This is a genomic window from Roseomonas indoligenes, from assembly GCF_017813365.1.
Classification (GTDB): domain Bacteria; phylum Pseudomonadota; class Alphaproteobacteria; order Acetobacterales; family Acetobacteraceae; genus Roseomonas; species Roseomonas indoligenes.
In genome coordinates this window covers 76093-97173 of the sequence record NZ_JAGIZA010000001.1, presented here as the reverse complement: position 1 = coordinate 97173, position 21081 = coordinate 76093, and the positions used below count along the sequence as shown (strand labels likewise).

The window sequence follows — 21081 nt, the reverse complement described above, 5'->3', positions numbered from 1 at the left end:
GGATCAGCAGCCTTGAAAGCCATCGTCCTCTGCGCCGGTCAGGGAAAGCGCCTGCTTCCCCTGACCGAGCGAGCGCCCAAGTGCCTGCTGCGCGTGGGCGACCGGTCCATCCTGGAATGGCAGCTCCGCGGGTTGTCGGCGGCCGGCATCACCGAGGCCACCCTCGTCACCGGCTTCGAGGCCGCGGCGATCGAGGCAGCTCTGCCCGGCATCACCCCGCCGGGCCTGCGCGTCCGCACCCGGTTCAACCCCTTCTTCGCCGTCGCGGAGAACATCGGAAGCTGCTTCCTGGTGCGCGACCTGCTGCAGGCCGGCGAGATGGTGCTGCTGAACGGCGACACCCTCTTCGAGCCCGCCGTGCTGCGCCACCTGCTCGCCGCGCCCGACGCCCCGATCACCGTGACCATCGACCGCAAGCCCGGCTACGACGCGGACGACATGAAGGTCTCGGTCGAGGGCACGCGCCTGCGCGCCATCGGCAAGACCCTGTCCCCGGAGGAGACGAACGGCGAGTCCATCGGGATGCTGCGCTTCCAGGACGGCGGCGGTGCCCTTTTCGCCGCGGGGCTGGAGGCGGCGCTGCGCCAGCCTGAGGGCCTGCGGCGCTGGTACCTATCGGTCATCCACGCCCTCGCCGGCACGGGCGACATTCGCGTCACCTCGATCGAGGGCCTCAGCTGGGGCGAGGTGGACTACCCGAACGACCTGGAGCAGGCCGAGGCGCTCGTTCGCTCCTGGGCGGCCCCCGCGCCCGCCATGACAGGGGCGGGCTGAGGTGGAGCGGCTCCCGACACGGAACACCATCCCCCAGCGCCTCGGCACCTTCGGCACCCTGACGGAGGCGCTGGACTACGCTGCCCAGGGGGAGACGGGTTTCGGCTTCCATGACGGCCGGGGCGCGGTGACCCGCGCCCTGCCCTATGCCGCCCTGCGCGCGGAGGCGCGGGCCCTGGCCCGGCGGCTGCTCGGCGCCGGCCTAGCGCGGGGGGAGCGCGTGGCGATCGTCGCGGAGACGCATCCGGACGTGGTCGCCGCCTTCCTGGCTTGCCAGTATGCCGGGCTGGTGCCGGCGCTCCTGCCCCTGCCCACCGCCTTCGGCGGGCGCGAGACCTATATCGAGCACATCGCCCGGCTGGCCCAGGCGTCGCAGGCCTCGGCCCTCTTCGTGCCGGCCGCGCTGCAATCCTGGCTGGAGCCCTTTGCCGAAGGGGCGGGGCTGGCGATCTTCGGCACGGTGGCGGGGATGCCCGTGGACGAGGCCCGGGAGGCGGCGCTGCCCGAGCCGCGCCCGCTAGGCGAGGACGAGATCGCCTACCTGCAGTTTTCCTCGGGCAGCACGCGCTTCCCGGTCGGCGTCGCCGTCACCGGGCGCGCGCTGATGGAGAACATCCGCTCCATCCTGCAGCACGGCCTCCGGCTGGGGCAGGATGACCGGGCGGTGTCCTGGCTGCCGCTCTACCACGACATGGGTCTGGTGGGCTTCATGCTGGCGCCGCTCGCGGGGCAGGTGACGGTGGACTACCTCTCGCCGCAGGAATTCGCCCGGCGCCCGCAGCTCTGGCTGCGCCTGATCTCCGCGCACCGCGCCACCCTCTCCTACAGCCCGAGCTTCGGCTACGAGCTCTGCACCCGCCGCGGCCGGCCCGACCCGTCGCGGGAGGCGCCGCTCGATCTCTCCTCCTGGCGGGCAGCGGGGATCGGGGGCGACATGATCCGCCCGCAGGTGCTGGCGCGCTTCGCCGAGACCTTCGCGCCGGACGGCTTCCGCGGGGAAGCCTTCGTGCCGAGCTACGGCATGGCCGAGGCGACGCTCGCCATCAGCTTCGCGCCGCTGGACAAGGGCTTCGTGACGGACACGGTGGACCTGGACCGGCTGGAGCGCGAGGGCGTGGCCGCCCCGGCCTCGGACGGCACCATGCGCCTGCGGGAATTCGCCCTCTGCGGCCCGCCGGTGCCCGGTACGGAACTGGAGATTCGCGACGCCGCGGGCGCTTCGCTGCCGGAGCGGCGCGTCGGCCATGTGGTGGTGCGCGGCCCCGGGCTGATGCAGGGCTACGACAACCGGCTGGAGGAGAGCGCGGCCGCCCTCTCGCCCGAGGGTTGGCTGAGCACGGGCGATCTCGGTTACCGGCTGGATGGGCAGGTGGTCATCACCGGCCGGGCCAAGGACCTGATCATCGTGAACGGCCGCAACGTCTGGCCGCAGGACCTGGAATGGGCGGTGGAGCAGTCGCTGCCCACCGCCCGCAGCGGGGATGCCGCCGCCTTCTCCGTGGAGGAGGACGGGGTGGAGCAGGTGGTGATGCTCGTCGAGGCCCGCGGCGCGCCGGACAGCGCGACGCGGGAACGGCTGACGACGGAGGTCGCCGGCCTGCTGCGATCCCGCCACGGCGTGGAGGCGCGGGTGGTGCTGGTCTCGCCGGGCACCCTGCCGCGCACCTCCTCTGGCAAGCTCAGCCGCTCCCTGGCGCGCAGCCGCTACCTGGCCCAGCAGCCGGCCGACGGCACGGGTCCGCTCGCCCCCAGCTTCGAAGCGACGCCACCGGGATGAGCGAGGGCCCGCTGGTCGCCGTCACCGGCGGGACCGGCTTCCTCGGGCAGCACACCGTCGCGGCCCTCGCGGCCGCGGGCTGGCGGGTGCGGATGCTCGTCCGTGACGGACGGCGGGCCGCCGCGACTGGCGCCGAGCCTGTCCCCGGCGACCTGTCCGACCCGGCCGCCCTTCGCCGGCTGGTCGATGGGGCGCAGGCGGTTGTCCACCTTGCCGGCCTGACCAAGGCGCGGGGACAGGCCGAGTTCATGGCCGTGAACCGGGACGGCAGCGTGCGGCTGGCGGAAGCGGTCGCCGCCTCGGCGCCGGAGGCGCGCTGCGTCATCCTCTCCTCCCTCGCGGCCCGCGAACCCGGCCTCTCCCCCTACGCGGCCAGCAAGCGGGCGGGCGAGGAGGCGGCGACGGCCGTCCTCGGCCCGGCAGGGCGCTGGGTGGTGCTGCGGCCCACCGTCATCTACGGGCCGGGCGACCGGGAAGGGCTGACGCTGCGGCGCCTGGCCAGCTCCGCCATCGTTCCGGCCCCCCGCGCGCCCGAGCCGCGGATCACCATGGTCCACGCGCGGGACGTGGCCTCCGCGGTGGCCACCCTCTGCCTCTCCGGCCCGCTGGGCGGGACCTTCGAGGTCACGGACGGCCAGCACCAGGGCCATGGCTGGCGCGAGCTTCTGGGCCGCATCGCCGCCGCCCTCGGGAATCGGCCCCGCTTCGTCGGGGTGCCGGACGGCGCGATGCTGGCGGCCGGCGCGGCGGCGGACGCCCTGGCGCGGATCACCGGGCGGGGCGGCATCTTCGGGCTCGGCAAGGCGAGGGAAATCCTGCACCGGGACTGGTCCTCCAGCCCCGTGCGGCAGCTTCCCGGCCTCGTCTGGGCCCCGCGCATCGGGTTCGACGAAGGGCTGCGGGACACGCTGGAGTGGTGGGCCAGCCTCGACCGGGGCACCGCCCGTGGCTGAGCGGGTCCTGGCCGGACCAGGGCCTACTCGGCCTCGTCATCTCCCTGCTGCCGCTCGGCCTCGTAGCGGTAGAGGCACGTGGTGCCGCTGGCCAGGGCGCCGACGGCCGGGGGAACCTCCGTCACGGTCAGGCGATTGCCCACGATCTGGCCGGCCGCGAAGCGGTCCGAGCCGTCCCGGTTCAGCGCGATCTCGCCATCCGGCCGCACCCGGCCGGCCATGATCGGGCGCTGCACGGCGGAGTGGCGCCGGCGGGAGCTCCGCAGCTCCACGTCGCCGTCCCGCACGCGGAACCAGACGGTGCGCGACTGGGTCCGGCAGTTCCCCCCGACCACGGACGGGATCTGCTGGCCCTGGTATAGCCCGTCGAACCGTGCCAACGCCTGCCGCGCGGCCGGGTCCGGCGGGGTCGCCCCCCCGCCCGCGCAGCCCGCCAGCAGGCACGAGACCAGCACCAGCGCCGCCAGAGCGCGGCCGCGGAGAACCGGATGAGCCAGTCCGCCACGCCCACCGACCGGACGGAGCGCCCCGCCGATCGTCCCGTCGTCTTCATCCATACCAACGCGAAGCAGCGGCTCGGCGCCCTGGTTTCCGCCCACTCCTTCCGCCGCAACGCGCGGGACCCGGACGCCTTCGAGGTCCGCCTGCTGGAGGCGGAACACTCCGCGCCGCTGCGCGCGGCCGAGGGACGGAGCTTCCTGCGCGCGGGCCATGCCCGCACCTGGACGATGGACGACCTTCAATCCTTTACCCCTCTCCGCTTCGCCGTGCCCGACGCCATGGGGCACCGGGGCCTGGCCCTGGTTGTGGACCCCGACGTCTTCGCGGCCGGCGACGTGGGCGAGCTTTTCGCCCGCGACCGCGAGGGCAAGGCCATATGTTGCCGCGCCCGCCCCGGGCACAACGGCGCGGCGGATTACCTCGCGTCCAGCGTCATGCTGCTGGACTGCGCGAAGCTGCCGCACTGGCGCTTCGAGACGATGCTGGAGGCGCTCTTCGCGCACCGGCTGGACTACGTGGACCTGATCGAGCTGCGGCAGGAGCCGCGCGAGACGGTCGGGCTGCTCGAATCCGTCTGGAACGACTTCGACCGGCTCGCCCCCGACACGCGCCTGCTGCACACCACCAAGCGCCGCACCCAGCCCTGGAAGACCGGCCTGCCCGTGGACTTCACCCTGCGGGACCGCGGCTTCGGCCCGATCCCGGCGGCGGTGGTGCGCCCCTTCCTGCGGTTCTGGACCGCCCGGGCCCGCTACAAGCCCCACCCCGACCCCCGGCAGGAGACCTTCTTCTTCGCCCTGCTGGCGGAGTGCCTGGACGAGGGCTCGGTCACCCGGGCGGAGGTGGAGCATGGGATCCGGGGGAGGCACATCCGCCCGGATGCCCTGGCGCTGGCGGATCGCAGCCGGGGCAAGCTTCCCCGGCCCCATCACCCCGCAGCAGCGGCCTGATGCGCGCCAGCGCCGCCGCCGTGGCGTCCGGCGGGGCGGAACGGCCCTCCGTGAGCCGTTGATGCTCCAGCCCCCGCCAGAAGAACCACAGGTCGCGCGGCCAGCCCACCAAGCCGCGCCGCACCAGGCTCCCCCAGGCACGACCCAGGGCGCCCACCACGGGCGAGGCGGCCTCGTCGGCATCCGCCAGTCGCAGCGCGCGCATCCCGCGCAGCAGGGCCTCGCCGACGCGATTTGCCCGGACGGGAACCAGGCTGACCGGACGCCCGCTCGCCAGCGCGTCGGAGACCATCGAGACGCTGTCGGCAGTGACGGCGATGCTGTCGGCCAGGGCGAGCAGGCCGGGATAGGGGTTCCGCTCCCCCTTGCCCTCCAGCAGGGCCGCCGGCACCCGTGCCGCGGCCAGAAGGCCGCGCACGCGCCCGGCCAGGGCCGCCGGGGTGCGCCGGCTGGCAATGGCGAGGACGCTGCCGCCCTCCTCCTCCGCCCGGACGACCAGGGCCCGGCAGGCCCCCTCCACCGCCTCCTCGTCGGGGCGCCAGGGCCAGGACGAGCCGCCGAGGAGAAGGGCCCGGCGCGGCGCGGGAAAGCGCGCGAAGTCCTCCCCCCAGTCCGCCGCCGCCTCGGCCAGCCGGGCGGGCGTCTGGCGCGTGGGGGTGACCGGCAGCTCCAGCACGTTGGGCCCGGGCGGCACGCCGTATTGCGGCGTGGTCACCACCAGGTCGAGAAGGGCGGGATCGCAGCGGGGGCGGCCGGTCTGGACGATGCGGGCGCGCCCCGCCGACCGCTCGCGCACCCAGCGCGCGGCCGGCACGCTGCGGCGGCCGACGCCGATCACGAGATCCGGCCAGGGCGGCACCAGCCGCTTGCGGGAGTCCCGGTCCAGGCTCGCCAGGCCGGCCCCGAGCAGGGCCGGGGGCAGCAGCCGCAGGACGTTGTGGCGCAGCCGGATCTCCGCCACCACACCGCCCGTCTCCGCCGCCGCGGCCTCGGCCAGGGCCAGCACGGTGTTGTTGTCGCCGGTGCGCGGGCCGAGCAGCGCCCAGATGCGGGCCGGCGTCGGTCGCCCGGTGCTCTCCGTCCCGTCCATGCGGCCTTCCAGCGGTCCCGAAGGGTGGCCCCCGGCGGGGGCGCGCCATGCGCATAGCCTATATCGCCGGCACCGCCCTCCCCTCCCGGGTGGCGAGCGCGGTGAACGTCATGGGCATGTGCCGTGCCTTCGCCGCCGCGGGGCATGAGGTGACGCTCTACGCCCGGGGCCGGCAGGCGGATGCGCCGGCGGTCTTCGAGGCCTTCGGCATGCCGCCCCTCTTCGATCTGGTGCTGCGGGCGCCGCCGGCCCTGCCGCTGGGCAAGAACCTGCTCTACCCCCTGCTGGCGGCGCGGGAGATGGCGGCGAGGCCGGCGCCGGACCTCCTCTATGGCCGCCACGCCTATGCGCTGGCGGCCGCGGCGGCGCGCATTCCCGCCTCTTTCGTCTACGAGGCCCACGCGCTGCCGCGGCGGCGGGCACGGCGCCTGGCGGAATCCTGGCTGTTCCGACACCCCCGCATGGCGCTCATGGTCGCCATCTCCCGCAGTCTGGCGGATGACTACGCCGCCGCCGTGCCGGCCCTGGCGGGGCGGCCGGTGATGGTGGCGCATGACGGGGCGGATCCCCTAACGGATCCCGGCCCGCCGCCCGAGCCCTGGCCCGGGCGCCCGGGCGCCCCCCAGCTCGGCTATGTCGGCCACCTCTATCCCGGCAAGGGCATGGAGACGGTGGCCGCCCTGGCGGAGGCCCTGCCGGAATGCGACCTGCACGCGGTGGGCGGGATGGAGGCGGATATCGCGGCCTGGCGGTCGCGCCTCGCCGGGGGGGCCAACCTGCACTTCCACGGGCATGTGGCGCACGCGCGCGTGCCCGCCTACCTCGCCCGCTTCGATCTGCTGCTGGCGCCGCCCGCGCCGAACGTGGCCTCGTCCGCCGGGCGGGAGATCGGGCGCTGGATGTCGCCGCTGAAGCTGTTCGAATACATGGCGGCGGGACGGCCGATCCTCGCCTCCGACATTCCCGCCCTGCGGGAGATCTTGGCCGGGACGGGGGCGGCGCTGCTGCTGCCGCCCGGGGATGCGGCGGCCTGGGCCTCGGCCGCGCGGGCCCTTCTCGCGGATCCCGCACGGGCCGCGGCGCTGGGCGCGCGGGCGCGGGCGGTGCTGCTGGAAACCTATACCTGGGACGCCCGGGCCGCCCGCATCCTGGCGCGGCTGCGGGAGGGCGGGGCATGAGCGATGCCGTCGGCAAGGCAGGAACGGACAAGGCGGGGGCGGATGCGCTGTTCCGGCGAATCCTGCGGAACGCTGGCCTGCTGCTGGGAGGCAAGGCCGTCACGGCGCTGCTGAACCTGGGTGCCTTCGGCCTGGGCATGCACAGCCTCGGCGCCACGGGGATGGGCGTGCTGGTGCTGATCCACGGCTTCGCCCAGACGGCCGCCTCCTTCGTGAAGTTCCAGTCCTGGCAGGCGGTGCTGCGCTACGGCGCCGGCAGCCTGGAACCGGAGCGCCGGCCCGCCTTCCAGGCCCTGCTCCGCTTCACCCTGGCCCTGGATATCGGCTCCGGGCTGGTGGGAAGCCTCGGCTGCGCCGTGGCGGCGTGGTTCCTGGGTCCCGTCTTCGGCTGGCCGCCGGAGGTGGTGCCGCTGGGTGCCCTCTACGCCACCTGCACGGCCTTCTTGGTGCTGGCGACCCCGGTCGGGCTGCTCCGCCTCTTCGACCGTTTCGACCTGCTGGCGCGGCGGGACGCGATGGGGGCGGTGATCCGGCTCGCCGGGGCGGGGCTGGCCGCGGCGACCGGGGCGGGGCTGCCGGGCTTCCTGGCGGCCTGGTACGCGGGAACCATCCTCGGCGGCCTCGTCCTGATCGCGGCGGCCTGGGGGGAGGTCTCGCGCCGCGGACTGCTGCGGCGGGAGGCGGGGGCGCCGCGCCTGCGGGCAACGGAGGCTCATCCCGGCATCTGGGGCTTCGCCTGGTCCACCAACCTGATGACCACCCTCTCCCTCGGCTCCACCCACCTCGCGACCCTATGCGTCGGCGGGATGCTCGGCCCGGCGGAGGCCGCGCTCTTCGCCCTGGCCCGCCAGATCGGGGAGGCGGCCCTGAAGCCCAGCCGCTTCCTCACCCCCGCCCTCTACCCGGAACTGGCCCGCCTGGCGGCGGAGGGGGACCGGGCAGGGCTGCGCCGGCTGATGCGCCGCGGCCTTGCCCTATCGGCCCTCCTGGCCCTCGGCTTCATGATGATCCTGGCCGCGCTGGGGGAATGGCTGCTTCGTCTCGTGGGCGGGGCGGAAGGGGGGGCGGCCTATCCCGTCATGCTGCTGCTGGGCCTCGCCTCCTCCTTCGGGTTCGCCGGCTTCGCCCTGGAACCGCTGCTGGTATCCATGGGCCGGCACGGCCTCGCACTGCGGCTTAGGGCTGTAACGACAGCGGTTTACATCCCGTTGGCCCTGGCCGGGCTGGCCCTGTTCGGACTCCCCGGTGCGGGGGCGGCCTCCATCCTCTCGGCACTTCTCTTGCTCGCCGGCCAAGCTGTGCCTTCCGCGCAATGGCTCTTGGCAGATGACAGTTCCGCAACAGGATGAACCTTGCATCCAGCTTACGGGAAGCCTTAGTCCGGAGGGGCCCGGGGGGGCTTTGGGGTTTTCTTCGTAGGGGAAGACAAGATGCTGGATGAGCAGGCCGCCCTGCGGGAGATCGCCGCGGCCCTGGAGGAGTCGGGGAAGCTGACCGGCCCCCTGACGATGGAGACACATATCCTCCGGGACCTGAACTTCGATTCGGTGGGCGCGATCGACTTCATCATGCTGCTGGAGACTCGCCTGGACACCATCATCTCGATGGACCGGATGGCGGAGATCGAGACCGTCGGGGACCTTGTCCGCGTTCTCGTCAGCGACCCGAGCCTGGCGGCCTGACGGTGCTCTCCAAGTTCCGCGCCCTGCGCGATGAGCACGCGGCCGTCAGCGCGGCCGGGCGCGACCCCTTCGGCGTCTCCTTCGACGCCGTCCTCTCGGCCACCGAGGCCCTGCTGGGCGGGCGGCGGATCCTGCTGCTCGGCACCAACAACTATCTCGGCCTGACCTTCGACCCGGATTGCATCGATGCCGCGGTGACCGCGACGCAGGAGCGGGGCACGGGCACCACCGGATCCCGCATCGCCAACGGCACCTATGACGGGCACGCGGCGCTGGAGCGCCGGCTGGCCGCCTTCCTGAAGCGCCGCTCGGCCATGGTCTTCACCACCGGCTACCAGGCAAATCTCGGCGCCCTCTCGACCCTCGCCGGAAAGGGCGACCACCTTCTGCTGGATGGCGACAGCCATGCCAGCATCTACGACGGCGCCCGGCTGGGCCACGCCCAGGTCACGCGCTTCCGCCACAACGACCCCGACGACCTCCGGCGCCGCCTGCGCATCCTCTCCTCCCAGCCCGGCGAGAAGCTCATCGTGGCCGAGGGCATCTACAGCATGCTTGGCGACACCGCCCCGCTGCGGGAGATGGCGGAGGTGAAGCGCGAGGCCGGCGCCTGGCTGCTGGTGGACGAGGCCCACTCCCTCGGCGTGCTGGGGGAGAAGGGCCGCGGCCTGGCCGAGGCGGAAGGGGTGGAGGACGACGTGGACTTCGTCGTTGGCACCTTCAGCAAGAGCCTCGGCGCGATCGGCGGCTTCCTCGCCTCCGACCTGGACGGGTTCGACGCGCTGCGGCTCTCCGCGCGCCCCTACATGTTCACCGCCTCCCTACCCCCGTCCGTCGCCGCCTCCGTCCTGCGGGCGATCGACGTGATGGAGGCGCGGCCGGAGCTGCGCGACGCGCTGCGCCGGAACGGGCAGAAGCTCCATGAGGGGCTGGTGGCGGCGGGCTTCCTGCTCAGCGCCATGCCGAGCCCCATCGTCTCCCTCTCCATGCCCAGCCGGGAGACGGCGGTGATGTTCTGGAACCGGCTGCTGGCGGAAGGGGTCTACACCAACCTCGCCCTCGGCCCGGCCACGCCGGGCGGCAAGCCGCTGCTGCGGATGAGCGTGAGCGCCGCGCTGACGCCCGCGCAGATCGATACCGCGGTGGACGCCATCACCCGCACCGGCCACGCGCTGGGCCTTCTCAGCGTCCCGCTGGCGGCGGAGTAGGCGCCTGGCGCCCATGGGGGCACGGCGCGGCGGCGCCCTGCGCGACCTTCCGGCCGCGCTGGGCCTTCTGGCCCTGGCCCTCCTGGCGCGCGGCTTCTTCTTCGGCAATCCGGTGATCGAGGGCGACGAGCAGTTCTACCTGCTCGTCGGCGACCGGCTGCTCGGGGGCGCCCTGCCCTATCGCGACATCTGGGACCGCAAGCCGGTCGGCCTCTTCCTGATCTACGCCGCGATCCGTGCCCTCGGCGGAGAGGGGATCGTGCAGTACCAGCTGGTCGCCACCCTCTTCGCGGCGGCCACGGCCTTCCTGGTATTCCGGATCGGCGCGGAGCTGGCCTCCCGCCGCGGCGGCCTCCTCGCCGGCGCGGCCTACCTGCTCTGGCTCGGCGCCTTCGGCGGAGAGGGCGGGCAGGCACCGGTCTTCTACAACCTCCCCGTCGCCGCGGCCGCCTGGATCGCGCTGCGCGCGGGGGCGCGTCCCGGCACCCCGGCGCGCCTTCTGGGCCTGGGCGCGGCCTCGATGCTTGCCACGGGCCTAGCCCTGCAGGTGAAGTACACCGCCGTGTTCGAGGGTGCGTTCCTCGGCCTCGCCCTCCTCTGGGCCGGCTGGCGGGCGCGGGCGGGATGGACCTTCCTGCTCCTCGCCACCCTCGCCTGGGTGGCCTGCGCGCTCCTCCCGACCGCCACCGCCCTCGCCGCCTACGCGGCCATGGGCGAGGCGCATGCCTTCGTCTTCGCGAACTTCCTCTCGATCTTCCAGCGCAACACGGCGGTGCTCGGCTCCTCCTTGCCCCGGCTGGCGGCGATGGCCGGGCTGCTGCTGCCCCTCGGCCTCCTGGCGGTGCTGGGCCTGCGCCAGGGCTGGGCGGAGGCAAGCGAGCCGTCGCAGCGGCGCGCCCTCGGCTTCGTCGCCGGCTGGTGCGTGGCGGCGGTGCTCGGAGTCCTCCTCTTCGGCACCTACTACAACCACTACGCCCTCCCGCTGCTCCTGCCTCTCTCGATTGCCGCATCCCCGCTGCTGGGCCGGAAGAGCGCCCGGATCTGGAAGGTGCCGGCTGCCCCCGCCCTTCTCGCCCTCGGCGCCATCGCAACAGCCGTCCCGGCGGTCCTCCATCTCCGCTCCCGCGGCAACGGCACGGAGGTGCGGGCCCTCGCCTCCGCGGTGCGGCCCGGTGCCACGCTCTATGTCTTCGACGGGGAATCGATCCTCTACCTCCTCACCCGCAGCCCCCTGCCCTCACCCTTCGTCTTCCCGACCCACTTGAACGACCAGCGCGAGGCGAGCGGGATCGGCGTGGATCCCGTCGCGGAACTGCGGCGCATCCTCGCCGCCCGCCCGGACTACATCGTGACGACGGATAGCACCCGCGCACGCATCAACCCGGTTTCCGAGAACCTGCTGGCGCAGGACCTGGCGGCCACCTACCGTCCGGTGCGGAGCGTGCGCATCGGGAACCGGAACCGGGTGCTCTACGAGCGGCTGCCCCAAGGGGCTTCGCCCCCTGGACTCCCACCCGGAGGCTGAGCCTCCTGGACCTGCATCGGGCTGCCGCGAAACTGGCCCGATAGGTCAACCCTTTTCGGCCAGCACCCCGTCCTGCCGTCGCAGTCGCCTCGGTTCAGCGAAACCAGAGCCCAGGAAAAGATGATGGGTCCGGAGCACTGCTTGGACCGAGTCCGGGGAGAGAGAATCCCTTCCTCCCCTCCCCGGGACGGACCGACAGGCCAGGGCCAGTCAGCGCACTGCGCCCCGCCGCCGCAGGCGCCAGAGGAGGATGGGCGCCGCCAGGATCGGGTGCCGGCGCTGCCAGGGCGTCAGTTCCACGGCCACGCCCGAGTGGCGGGCAACCTTGTCGGCCAGGTAGTCCGGCCCGCCATCGAAGGTGAAGGCGGCCTTGACCAAGCGGGCGACATTCAGCGCCTTCCCGGCGACGCGCCGCCGGGACCAGGCCCTGCGCCCATCCGCTGGAAGGCGCGAGGCGAGGCGGGACAGGGCCGCGGGCAGGACGGCGTCGAACCAGGCGGGGGCGGTGGCGACGATGCTCTCGGGCCGGTTGCCGCGTTCGGCGCGCAGCTCGGCCCCGTAGGTGCTGGCGAAGAGGTGGCGCCAGAGGGCGGCGGGCGGCTGCGCGGGGGCGCCCAGCCGCAGGGCCCAGATGATGGCGGTCTCCACGGCCTGGGCGACGGCCGCCTCGACGCGCCGGCGGGTCGCCTCGTCACGCGCGTGGATGAGGGTGGTGGGCTGGCAGAACCGCGCCCAGAGGGTGGTGTCGATGGAGCCCGGCCGCATCCGTCGCTCGAAGGCGCGGAGCGTCATCACGGCGACCTTGGCGCGCAGGGGTCCGCCCGGGCCATCGAGGCGCCAGTGCAGGACGTTGGGCGGCAGCGCGGCATTGAGGAAGGCCAGGGTGCCCGGGCCGTTGAAGGCGCGGTCGGAGGTGGTGAGGACGTAGAGGTCCAGCAGCCCCGCACCATCCCCGCTGCGCCGGTTGGAGCCGTAGAAGAGCACTGCCTCCACGGCCGCCCCATGCCGGGCGAGGATGTCCTCCGCCAGCCGCTGCGCGGCGCGCATGGCGGGGTTGGGGTCGCCGGGGAAGGCCAGCTCCGCCGCGACGAGGGCGAGGAGCGCGTCGCTCACGGCGCGGCGAAGGTGACGGTGGCGGGGGCGGAGAGGAGCAGCCCCTCGGGGCCGGGCTCGAAGACCTCCCCATCCAGGACGAAGGGAGTGTCGAGGCGAAGGGAGATCCGTCCGGCGCGGCCGCTGGCATAGCCGGCGGCGGACATCCAGGGGGGGATCGCGCCCCCGTCGCCGTTCCGGCGCGCGGCCCAGATCGCCGCCGCGAGCCGCCGCGGCGGGGCCTTCACGTCCAGCCAGCGCAGCGCGCCATCCTCCCCGCCCCAGAAAGGCCAAAGGCCGAGCATCAGCCGGTCCAGCGGCGTCGCGAGGAGGAGGAAGCGGCGCCCCGGCGGGGCGGGTTGGCCATCCACCGAGAGCGCCATGTCGAAGCCGGCGCGCAGGGGGTGGGCGCGCCGGGCGACGGCGCGGATCGCGGTGCCGGCCAATGCCAGCCCGACCGCGAGACCGTCGTGGATGCCGCGGCGGTGCAGGCGACGGTCTGCCATCCCCTTCGCGACGGTGAAGGCGCCGGCACCGAAGAGAAAACCCCGCATCGGTGCCTCATCCCGGCCGGGGCGGGCGACCTCCAGCACGGGCACGGCGCGGCGGCGGAGGGTGCCGGCCTCCGCGGCGCGGCGCAGGGCGACGAGGCCCTCCTCCCCCGGACCGGCGGTGCCGAGGACGCGGGCGGCGAGGTTCGTCTTGCCCGTGGCGAGGAGCGCCACGGCCGGAGGGCGCTCGAAACAGGCCGGCAGGGCGGTCAGCACCTCCCGCAGCGTGCCATCGCCGCCCTGCACGACGAGCAGGTCCACACCCCTCGCCGCGAAATCCCCCAGCACGAACCGGAGCGCCTCCGGCGTGGCCGGGGCGGAGCGGAGCATCCCGGCGGTGGTGGCCCCATCGAGCCCGTGCCGCCCTTCCCGCAAGGCACGGCTGAGCGGGTTGGTGATGAGGCCGATGCGCGGCGCGCTCATCCCTCCAGCCAGGATCGCAGCGGCGCGCGGCGGCGGGCCAGCCCGGCCTGCACCGTCACCACCACCTGCTCCAGGCAGCCGAACACCGTCCAGGCGGCCAGGGCGAGCATGCCCCAGTCCGGGCGGCCGAACAGGGTGAAGACGCTGAGGATCAGCAGGTTCGGGTTCCGGCGCGCGATCCACAGGCGGAAGAAGCTGTCGAAGCGCCGCCAGACATGAATCTCCATCTTGTAGAGGCCGAGGAACAGCCCCTCCTGCAGGCGCTGGGCCACGTAGCCGCCGAAAACGATGGCCCCGATCGTGACGGGGTAGGCCAGCGGCATGCCGATGGCGGAGAGGCCGTAGATCCAGGCCAGCCACCAGAAGGGCGGGTGGATCAGGTCGATCGCGTGGTCGAAGACATTGCCCAGCGGGGTCGAGGTCAGCGTCACCCGCGCCAGCTTGCCGTCCACCGTGTCCAGGAAGGTCATCACCCAGGCCGCGAGCAGCCCGGGCCACCAGGACCCGATCGCGAAAAGCCAGAGCGCGACGAAGACGAGGATCAGGCTGGCGAAGGTCACCATGTTCGGCGTGATGCCGAGGGCGGCGCAGGCCCGCACCACCTGGAAGGCCGGGCGGGGCCAGACGTGCTTCGTGATCGCGTCCGTGACGCCCTTGTAGGAGCCCCCGAACATCTCCCACTCCACCGCGCCGCGCGTGCCGGCATCCAGGCGGAGGAGATAGGGGTTGCCGCGCTTCCGCAGGGCCTTGTTGTAGAGGTCCACGAGGTCCGTCGGCCGTGCGGCGACGAGGCCGGCGAAGGCGGGATCCCCGGCCGGGCTGCCGGCCAGCAGCGCGGCGGCGACGGGGGCGGCCTCAGCCGCCGCCGGCAGGTGGGCGGCGACGGGCACCCCGTCCTCGGGCCGGAGGAGGAGCGTGCCGGGGCGGCCGGCAAGGCCCTTCACGAGCGAGGCGTCGTAGACCTGGTCGGCGCGAAGAAGCAGCAGCGGGCCGGTGGGGACATTTCCCGCCCAGGGCGCGGCATCCGTGACCCCGGCCCGCGTCAGGGCGCGGCGGAGCAGCTCGGAGCCCAGCATGCTCCAGACCGGCACGGGGGACTCCCCAATCCATCGGGCTGGAGGGGGGGCGGCTGGTGCTGGCGCCGGGGACGGGCGAGATTGCGTGCCCCCATGCTCTTCACCCTCGCGCACCTGTCCGACCTGCACTTGCCTGTACCCTCCGGGGCGATCCGCCCGCTCGGGCAACTCGCGGGGAAGCGCTTGCTCGCCTATCTCGCCTGGCGGCGCAAGCGGCGGCGCGCGGTGCCGGCCGGGGCGTTGCTGGAGGACGTGGCGGCGGCGGCGCCGGACCATGTGGCCGTCACGGGCGACCTGACGAACCTCGCCCTGCCCGGGGAGTTCGCGGCGGCGCGGGAGCTGCTGGCCGCGCTCGGCCCGCCGGAGGGGGTGACGGTGGTGCCGGGCAACCACGACGCCACGGCGGCCGTGCCCTGGGTGAGCGGGATCGGGCAATGGGCGCCCTGGATGACGGGGGAGGCGGGCGAGGCCCCCTTCCCCTTCCTGCGGCGGCGGGGGCCGGTGGCGCTCATCGGCCTTTCCTCGGCCGTGCCCACGCTTCCCGGCTCGGCCGCCGGGCGTCTGGGTCCGGCGCAGCTGGCCGCCCTGCCGGCGCTGCTCGACGCGGCCGGGGGGATGGAGCTGTTCCGGATCGTGCTGATCCACCACCCGCCCCTGCCCGGCCCTGGCGGGCGGCGGAAGGCGCTGGCGGACGGGCCGGCGCTGCGCGGTGTGCTGGCGCGGCACGGGGCGGAGCTGGTGCTGCACGGCCACCACCACCGGCCGATGCAGGGAGCGATCCCCGGCCCCGTTGGTCCCATCCCCGTCCTCGGGCCGCCCCAGGCGCTCGCGGCCGGGAATGGCGGGCCGCCGGGCTGGCAGATCCTGCGGATCGGGCGGGACGGCGATGGCTGGCGGGTGGAGGTGGAACTGCGCGTGCAGGACGTGGCGAACGGCCCCTTCCGCACGGCGCCGCCCGCGGTCCTGCGGGTCAGTAGCGCAGGCGGATCGTCATCCTCGATTCCCCTGGCGGTACGGTGAAGCGGACATCGGCGAAGGCAGGCAGGCCGGTGACGGTCGGGGCGTCGTTGGAGAAGCCATAGCCCTCGGCGGGCATGCCGATCAGGGTCCGGTTGAAGTCGTGGTCGTCGTTCTCGTCGTGATAGACGGCGATGGCGTAGGTGCCGGGCGCGGCGAGGGCGAAGCAGGCCTCGGCGGAGGTCGCCCGCAGCGGAATGCGCTGGCGGGCCAAGTAGGCCCGGCTGGCCAGGAAATGCTCCGGCCGGGGGCCGTAGAGCGTGATCGTGGCGTTGCCGGCCACACGGCGGGCGCCGGTGACGGTGACCTGCAGCCGGGGCCCCTGCGGCGCGTCCGCCGCCGCGCAGGCGGTCACGCGCGGGCCGTCTTCCGGCGCCGCGAAGGCGGGCGGTGCCGCCGTGAGAAACGGGACGAGCAGCACCAGGGCGGCCAATTGGCACCGCCGGGGCGGCGAACCTATAGTCCGCCCGGCCAAGAGACGCCCCCTTCCCGGCCGCGCGAGTTTCCCCATGCCCAACGCGTTACCGAATGCCACGATGACCAAGTTCGGCTACCCCGCCACGCTGATCGGTGAGACCGGCCACTGGAGCGTGCTGCTGCGCCAGCAGCAGGTCACGCTCGGCGCCCTCGTCCTGGTTTGCCGGGATGAGGCGGGCGCCTTCGGCGCGCTGAGCCCCGCCGCCTTCACAGACCTGCACGCCGCCGTATCCCGCATCGAGCCGATCCTGCGGGACTTCGTGAGCTATGAGAAGATCAACTACCTGATGTTGATGATGGTGGACCCGGACGTCCACTTCCACGTCATCCCCCGCTACCAGGGCAAGCGGACGCATCTCGACCAGGTCTTCCCGGATGCCGGCTGGCCGGGCCCGCCAGCGCTGGGGCAGGCGGTGGAGCCGGAGGAGGCGGTGCGGGAGAGCCTGCTGCGACGCCTGCGGGGAGCCTGGGACGCCGCGTCGGCCTGAGCGGCAGGCGATGAGCCCTCGGGCAAGGGCCGCGGCCGAAGGAAGGCCGCCGGCGGGGAGCGGGCTGGTCAGCCGCTACATGCTCCGCCTGCTGGCACGGCCGCTGGCGGGCACGCTGCTGCTCGTCCTGCCGGCCCTGCTGCTGGAACGGCTGCTGCGCCTCTTCGACCTGCTCGCGGGCGCCGGCAGCCCGGCCAGCTCCATCGCGCAGCTCCTGCTCTACCTCATCCCCCACTATCTCGGCCTCGCCGTGCCGGCGGCGCTGTTCCTCGCGGTCTACAGCGTCATCTCCCGCCTCAGCCAGGATCACGAGCTGGACGCGCTGCAGGCCTCCGGCCTCTCTCTCGCGCGGATGGCACGCCCCTTCATGGCGGTGGGGCTCGTCTGCGCGCTGCTCGGCGGGGCGCTCTACGGATACGTGCAGCCCCTCAGCCGCTACGCCTACCGCGCGGCGCTGCACACCCTCACGGAGGCGGGGTGGAACGCCACGCTGGTTCCGGGCGAGTTCGCCCAGGTCGGCCGGCGCCTCACCGTCTTCGTGGAAAGACGGGACCCGGAGACGGGCCTGCTGCACGGCATCTTCCTGCACCAGCGCCGCGACGACGGGACGGAGGTGCTGACCACGGCGGCGGAGGGGGAGATGGTGCTCGACACCGCGCAGAGCGAGCTGCTGCTGGAATTGCGGGACGGGCGGCAGGTGACCCTGGATCAGGAGGGCCACGCCTCCACGCTGAACTTCGCCTCCTCCGGCCAGTCGCGGCCCTTCGTGCGGCGGCTGCCGATCTTCCGCCTGCGCGGCGCGGATGAGCGGGAGATGACGCTGGACGAGCTCTGGACGGGGCTGGGCCGGCCGGATTCCCCCGTGCCGGCGCGCCGCATGGTGGGGGAGCTGCACGGGCGGCTGGTGCGCGCGGCCTCGTTGCTGCTGCTGCCGTTGCTGGCGGTGCCGATGGGGCTGGCAGCGAAGCGGTCGCGCCGCTCCGTCGCGATCCTGCTGGGGGCGGTGATCCTGGTGGTCTACCAGCAGGCCCTCCAGCTCGTGGAATCCCTGGGCGACCTCGGGCGGATCGACCCCCGGCCGGTGCTGTGGCTGCTGTTCCTCCTCTTCACGGCCTTCAGCCTCGTCGTCTTCTGGCACAGCAACCGCCACCCGGAGGAGGGCGCCTTCGACGGGGTGCTGGAGTGGCTGGACCGGGCGGCGGGGTGGATCGGCCGGCTGGCGCGGCTGCTGCCCCGCCGGACCCGTGAGGCCCGGTGAGGGCCCGCCGCTGATGCCGCTGGTGCTCGCGCGCTATCTGACGGGGATTTTCCTCGCCCGGGCAGCGGCCGTGCTGCTCGGCCTCGCCGCGCTGCTCCAGCTGCTGGACCTGCTGGACAAGGCGGGGGACGTGCTCTCCCGCGGCGGGGTGCTGGATATCGGGCGCTACGCGCTGCTGCGCCTACCCTCCACCCTCGGGCAGCTCGTGCCGCTGGCGGTGCTGGTGGGGGCGATCCTGACCTTCCGGCGGCTGGCGGCCGGGCTGGAGATCACGGCCATGCGTGCCTCCGGCATCGGGATGTGGCGGATCATGGCGGCGCTGGCCCCGGCCTGCCTGCTCGCCGCCGCGTTGCAGGTCGGCCTGCAGGCCGGGCTGGCCCCGCGGACGGAGCGCGCGCTGTCCGACTGGTGGAACCACCGGGAGGCGCAGGACCGGCCGCTCGCGCTCTCGCGCCGGATCTGGCTGCGGAGCGGGGCGGACATCCTGGCGGCGGACGCGGTCTCGCCGGATGGCACGGCGCTAGGCGGCGTGCTGCTGGTGCGGCGGGACGCGGTGGGGCGGGTCGCGCAGCGGATCGCGGCGGAGGAGGCTCGGTACGGGGCGGAGGGATGGCGGCTGACAGGCGCGCGGGTGCTGCGCCTGGGCGCGGCGCGGGAGGTAGCGACCCCGGACGTCACCTGGCCGGAGGGCCCCTCGCCCGCGGAGATGCGGGACCTGGCGCGGCCGACCGAGGCGCAGGGCCTGACGGAGCTGCTGCGCGGCAGGAGGGGGTTCGGGCCGGTCACCCGCGGCCCCGCCTATTTCGCCACGCGTCTCCAGGCGGTGGCGGCAGCGGCGCTGGCGCCCTTCCTCATGCTCCTCCTCGCGGTGCCCTCGGCCTTCGGCCTGCCGCGCCAGCAGGGCGGCGGCCGGCGCGCGGCGGTTGGCTTGGCGCTGGGGCTCGGCTATCTCGTGGCCCAGGGCCTTTTCATCGCGATCGGCGAGGCAGGGGGGCTCGGCCCGCTGCCAGCGGCCTGGTCCATGCTGCCCTGCTTCGCCATTGCCGGCCTGATGCGCCTCTGGCGCGAGGAAGCCTGAGCGGCCTGACCGGCTGATACGGGCGAGGAGTTGATCGGATGTATGGTCCCTGGCGGCAAGGGCGAAGCTTCGACCTCGGGCGGATGACGCTGCGGGAGCTGGTGGTGGCCTATGTGGCCCACCCGGCGATCCACCTCTACGCGGTGCTCGGCATCGTCTCCGCGGCGCTGGCCGTGCATTGGGCCGAGGGCGCGGCGCGGCCGCTGCTGGCGGTGGCGGCCACGGTGCTGGCCTATCCGCTGGCCTGGTACCTGATCCACCGCTTCGTCCTGCACGCGCGCTTCCTCTACCGGTCTCCGCTCACGGCGGCCCTCTGGAAGCGCGTGCATTTCGACCACCACCAGGACCCTCACCGGCTGGACGTGCTGTTCGGCGCGCCGGTGACGACGGTGCCGACGATCATCGGCATCCTCATCCCGCTCGGCTGGCTCATCGGTGGCGCGGCCGGCGCGGCGGCGGCCTGCGCGACGGGCTTCGCCATCACCTGCCTCTACGAGTTCTGCCACTGCGTGCAGCACCTGAACTTCAAGCCGCGCAACCGCCTGCTGCGGCGGATGAAGGAGCTGCACCTGGCCCACCACTTCCACCACGAGGGCGGGAACTACGGCATCACCAGCTACGTGATCGACCGCGCCTTCGGCACCTACTACGCCGAGGCACGCCAGCGCCCGCGCAGCCCGCACGCCTTCAACCTGGGCTACGACCAGGAGGAGGCGCGGCGCTACCCCTGGGTGGAGCGCCTGACCGGGGCGCCGCCGCGCGACCGCCCGGCCCGGTCCGCCACCCGCGCCGCCCCTGCCGGACGGTCATCCTCCGGCGAGGCGGCGTGAGCGCGCCCGGCACGCGCCCCCCCGTCGAGATCATCCCCGTCGCGGACCGTGCGGGGATGGAGCGGTTCATCCGCCTGCCGCACGCGCTGATGCGCGACGATCCCGCCTGGGTGCCGCCCCTGCTGCTGGAGCGGCGGGAAGCGCTCTCCCCGGCGAAGAATCCCTGGTTCCGCCACGCCGAGGCGGCGTTCTGGATCGCGCGGCGCGATGGCCGCGACGTCGGCCGCATCAGCGCGCAGGACGACCGGCTTGTGCCGGAGATGGAGGGCGGCCGCCCCGCGCATTTCGGCCTGCTGGCGGCGGAGGACGACGGGGAGGTCTTCGCGGCCCTGCTGGCCACCGCCGAGGACTGGGCGCGCAATCGCGGGCGGCGGCAGATCCTCGGCCCCTTCAGCCTCTCCATCAACGAGCAGACGGGGCTGCTCGTCTCCGGCTTCGACACGCCGCCCATGCTGATGATGCCGCATGACCCGCCCTATGCCGGCGGGCGGCTGGAAGCACTGGGCTATGCCAAGGCGCGCGACATGCTGGCCTATGTGAGCGACGGGCTGGACCCGCTGCCCCAGGCGGCGGCGCGCGCGATCGCCCGCGGCCTGCCCTCCGGCGTCACGCTGCGCCCGATGCGCAAGGCGGCGCTGCGCGAGGAGGTCGCGGCGCTGATCGACATCTTCAACGAGGCCTGGTCGGGGAACTGGGGCTTCGTGCCCTTCACCGCGGAGGAGGTGGCGCACCTCGCCTCCGAGCTGCGCCCGCTGCTGAACGAGCGGCTGGTCTGGTTCGCCGAGATCGAGGGGCGGCCGGTGGGCTTCGCGGTGTGCCTGCCCAACCTCAACGAGGCCATCCGCGACCTGGGCGGGCGGCTGCTGCCCTTCGGCTGGGCCAGGCTGCTGTGGCGGCTGAAGGTGGCCGGCGTCTCCTCCGCCCGCGTGCCGCTGATGGGCGTGCGGCGGGAGATCGGGCTGGGCATGTTCGGGCGCGTGCTGCCGCTGTTCCTCGTGGAGGCCTTGCGGAAGGAGGCGCTGGCGCTCGGGATCCGGCGCATCGAGATGTCCTGGGTGCTGGAGGACAACCTGCCGATGCGCCACATGGCGGAATCCTTCGGGGCCAAGGCCTACAAGACCTACCGCGTCTACGGGAAGGCGCTTTGAGCGGC

Annotated in this window: 20 protein-coding genes; 14 read left to right on the top strand and 6 right to left on the bottom strand. The window is 73.9% G+C overall.

What is annotated here, in order from left to right; all coding sequences use genetic code 11:
- The first annotated feature begins 12 nt into the window (after positions 1-12).
- The 3 genes from J5Y10_RS00440 to J5Y10_RS00430 are packed head-to-tail and all read left to right on the top strand — an operon-like array spanning position 13 to position 3504.
- Positions 13-774, top strand: coding sequence for a phosphocholine cytidylyltransferase family protein (locus J5Y10_RS00440; RefSeq protein ID WP_209369717.1), 762 nt, complete (start codon positions 13-15; stop codon positions 772-774).
- Position 775: 1 nt separating this feature from the next.
- Entirely contained in the window at positions 776-2551 is a 1776-nt protein-coding gene (locus J5Y10_RS00435) for a fatty acyl-AMP ligase (protein ID WP_209369716.1), read from the top strand.
- Positions 2548-3504 (top strand): NAD-dependent epimerase/dehydratase family protein, encoded by a 957-nt coding sequence (locus J5Y10_RS00430; protein ID WP_209369715.1) that lies wholly within the window; start codon positions 2548-2550, stop codon positions 3502-3504. Before J5Y10_RS00435 ends, J5Y10_RS00430 begins: the two co-directional genes overlap by 4 nt.
- A 23-nt stretch (positions 3505-3527) precedes the next feature.
- Here J5Y10_RS00430 and J5Y10_RS00425 read toward each other — a convergent pair whose 3' ends face one another.
- Together J5Y10_RS00425 and J5Y10_RS00420 are read right to left on the bottom strand one after the other, a co-directional pair.
- Positions 3528-3959 (bottom strand): hypothetical protein, encoded by a 432-nt coding sequence (locus J5Y10_RS00425; protein ID WP_209369714.1) that lies wholly within the window; start codon positions 3957-3959, stop codon positions 3528-3530.
- Between the two features lie 874 nt (positions 3960-4833).
- Complete coding sequence (locus J5Y10_RS00420; RefSeq protein WP_209369713.1) at positions 4834-6045, bottom strand: ELM1/GtrOC1 family putative glycosyltransferase; 1212 nt, start codon at positions 6043-6045, stop codon at positions 4834-4836.
- A 47-nt stretch (positions 6046-6092) separates the two neighbouring features.
- Here J5Y10_RS00420 and J5Y10_RS00415 point away from each other — a divergent pair, with 47 nt between their 5' ends.
- From J5Y10_RS00415 to J5Y10_RS00395, 5 genes are all read left to right on the top strand, one after another.
- Positions 6093-7223, top strand: coding sequence for a glycosyltransferase family 4 protein (locus J5Y10_RS00415; protein ID WP_209369712.1), 1131 nt, complete (start codon positions 6093-6095; stop codon positions 7221-7223).
- Positions 7220-8572 carry a lipopolysaccharide biosynthesis protein gene (locus J5Y10_RS00410; protein WP_209369711.1) on the top strand — a complete coding sequence of 451 codons (1353 nt, stop codon included), beginning with the start codon at positions 7220-7222 and terminating at the stop codon, positions 8570-8572. The genes J5Y10_RS00415 and J5Y10_RS00410 overlap by 4 nt, the downstream gene beginning before the upstream one ends.
- Before the next feature lie 81 nt (positions 8573-8653).
- On the top strand, positions 8654-8905 hold the full coding sequence (locus J5Y10_RS00405) for an acyl carrier protein (protein WP_209369710.1): 252 nt from the start codon (positions 8654-8656) through the stop codon (positions 8903-8905).
- The gene (gene spt, locus J5Y10_RS00400) at positions 8902-10113 is read left to right on the top strand and encodes a serine palmitoyltransferase (protein WP_209370237.1); all 1212 of its coding nucleotides are present in this window, start codon (positions 8902-8904) and stop codon (positions 10111-10113) included. Before J5Y10_RS00405 ends, spt begins: the two co-directional genes overlap by 4 nt.
- A gap of 13 nt (positions 10114-10126) precedes the next feature.
- Positions 10127-11638: a hypothetical protein gene (locus J5Y10_RS00395; protein ID WP_209369709.1), complete on the top strand. Its 1512-nt coding sequence runs from the start codon at positions 10127-10129 to the stop codon at positions 11636-11638.
- A gap of 210 nt (positions 11639-11848) precedes the next feature.
- Here the strand turns inward: J5Y10_RS00395 and J5Y10_RS00390 are convergent, their stop codons facing one another.
- Genes J5Y10_RS00390 through J5Y10_RS00380 form a run of 3 tightly spaced genes read right to left on the bottom strand, consistent with a single transcriptional unit; the run spans position 11849 to position 14795 of the window.
- The gene (locus J5Y10_RS00390; protein ID WP_209369708.1) at positions 11849-12751 is read right to left on the bottom strand and encodes a hypothetical protein; all 903 of its coding nucleotides are present in this window, start codon (positions 12749-12751) and stop codon (positions 11849-11851) included.
- The gene (locus tag J5Y10_RS00385) at positions 12748-13704 is read right to left on the bottom strand and encodes a diacylglycerol/lipid kinase family protein (protein ID WP_209369707.1); all 957 of its coding nucleotides are present in this window, start codon (positions 13702-13704) and stop codon (positions 12748-12750) included. The genes J5Y10_RS00390 and J5Y10_RS00385 overlap by 4 nt, the downstream gene beginning before the upstream one ends.
- Positions 13701-14795, bottom strand: coding sequence for a CDP-alcohol phosphatidyltransferase family protein (locus J5Y10_RS00380; protein WP_209369706.1), 1095 nt, complete (start codon positions 14793-14795; stop codon positions 13701-13703). The genes J5Y10_RS00385 and J5Y10_RS00380 overlap by 4 nt, the downstream gene beginning before the upstream one ends.
- A gap of 66 nt (positions 14796-14861) precedes the next feature.
- On the opposite strand from J5Y10_RS00380, the gene J5Y10_RS00375 reads away from it, so the two are divergent.
- On the top strand, positions 14862-15800 hold the full coding sequence (locus J5Y10_RS00375; RefSeq protein WP_209369705.1) for a metallophosphoesterase family protein: 939 nt from the start codon (positions 14862-14864) through the stop codon (positions 15798-15800).
- Here the strand turns inward: J5Y10_RS00375 and J5Y10_RS00370 are convergent.
- Entirely contained in the window at positions 15751-16230 is a 480-nt protein-coding gene (locus J5Y10_RS00370; RefSeq protein ID WP_209369704.1) for a DUF2141 domain-containing protein, read from the bottom strand. The genes J5Y10_RS00375 and J5Y10_RS00370 overlap by 50 nt on opposite strands.
- A gap of 76 nt (positions 16231-16306) precedes the next feature.
- Between J5Y10_RS00370 and J5Y10_RS00365 the strand changes: the two genes are divergently transcribed.
- The 5 genes from J5Y10_RS00365 to J5Y10_RS00345 are packed head-to-tail and all read left to right on the top strand — an operon-like array spanning position 16307 to position 21076.
- Positions 16307-16762: an HIT family protein gene (locus J5Y10_RS00365; RefSeq protein ID WP_209369703.1), complete on the top strand. Its 456-nt coding sequence runs from the start codon at positions 16307-16309 to the stop codon at positions 16760-16762.
- Positions 16763-16772: 10 nt separating this feature from the next.
- Positions 16773-18020 carry an LptF/LptG family permease gene (locus J5Y10_RS00360; protein WP_209369702.1) on the top strand — a complete coding sequence of 416 codons (1248 nt, stop codon included), beginning with the start codon at positions 16773-16775 and terminating at the stop codon, positions 18018-18020.
- Between the two features lie 13 nt (positions 18021-18033).
- Positions 18034-19098: an LptF/LptG family permease gene (locus tag J5Y10_RS00355; RefSeq protein ID WP_209369701.1), complete on the top strand. Its 1065-nt coding sequence runs from the start codon at positions 18034-18036 to the stop codon at positions 19096-19098.
- Between the two features lie 38 nt (positions 19099-19136).
- Positions 19137-19928 (top strand): sterol desaturase family protein, encoded by a 792-nt coding sequence (locus J5Y10_RS00350; RefSeq protein WP_209369700.1) that lies wholly within the window; start codon positions 19137-19139, stop codon positions 19926-19928.
- Complete coding sequence (locus J5Y10_RS00345) at positions 19925-21076, top strand: GNAT family N-acetyltransferase (protein ID WP_209369699.1); 1152 nt, start codon at positions 19925-19927, stop codon at positions 21074-21076. Before J5Y10_RS00350 ends, J5Y10_RS00345 begins: the two co-directional genes overlap by 4 nt.
- Positions 21077-21081 lie beyond the last annotated feature (5 nt).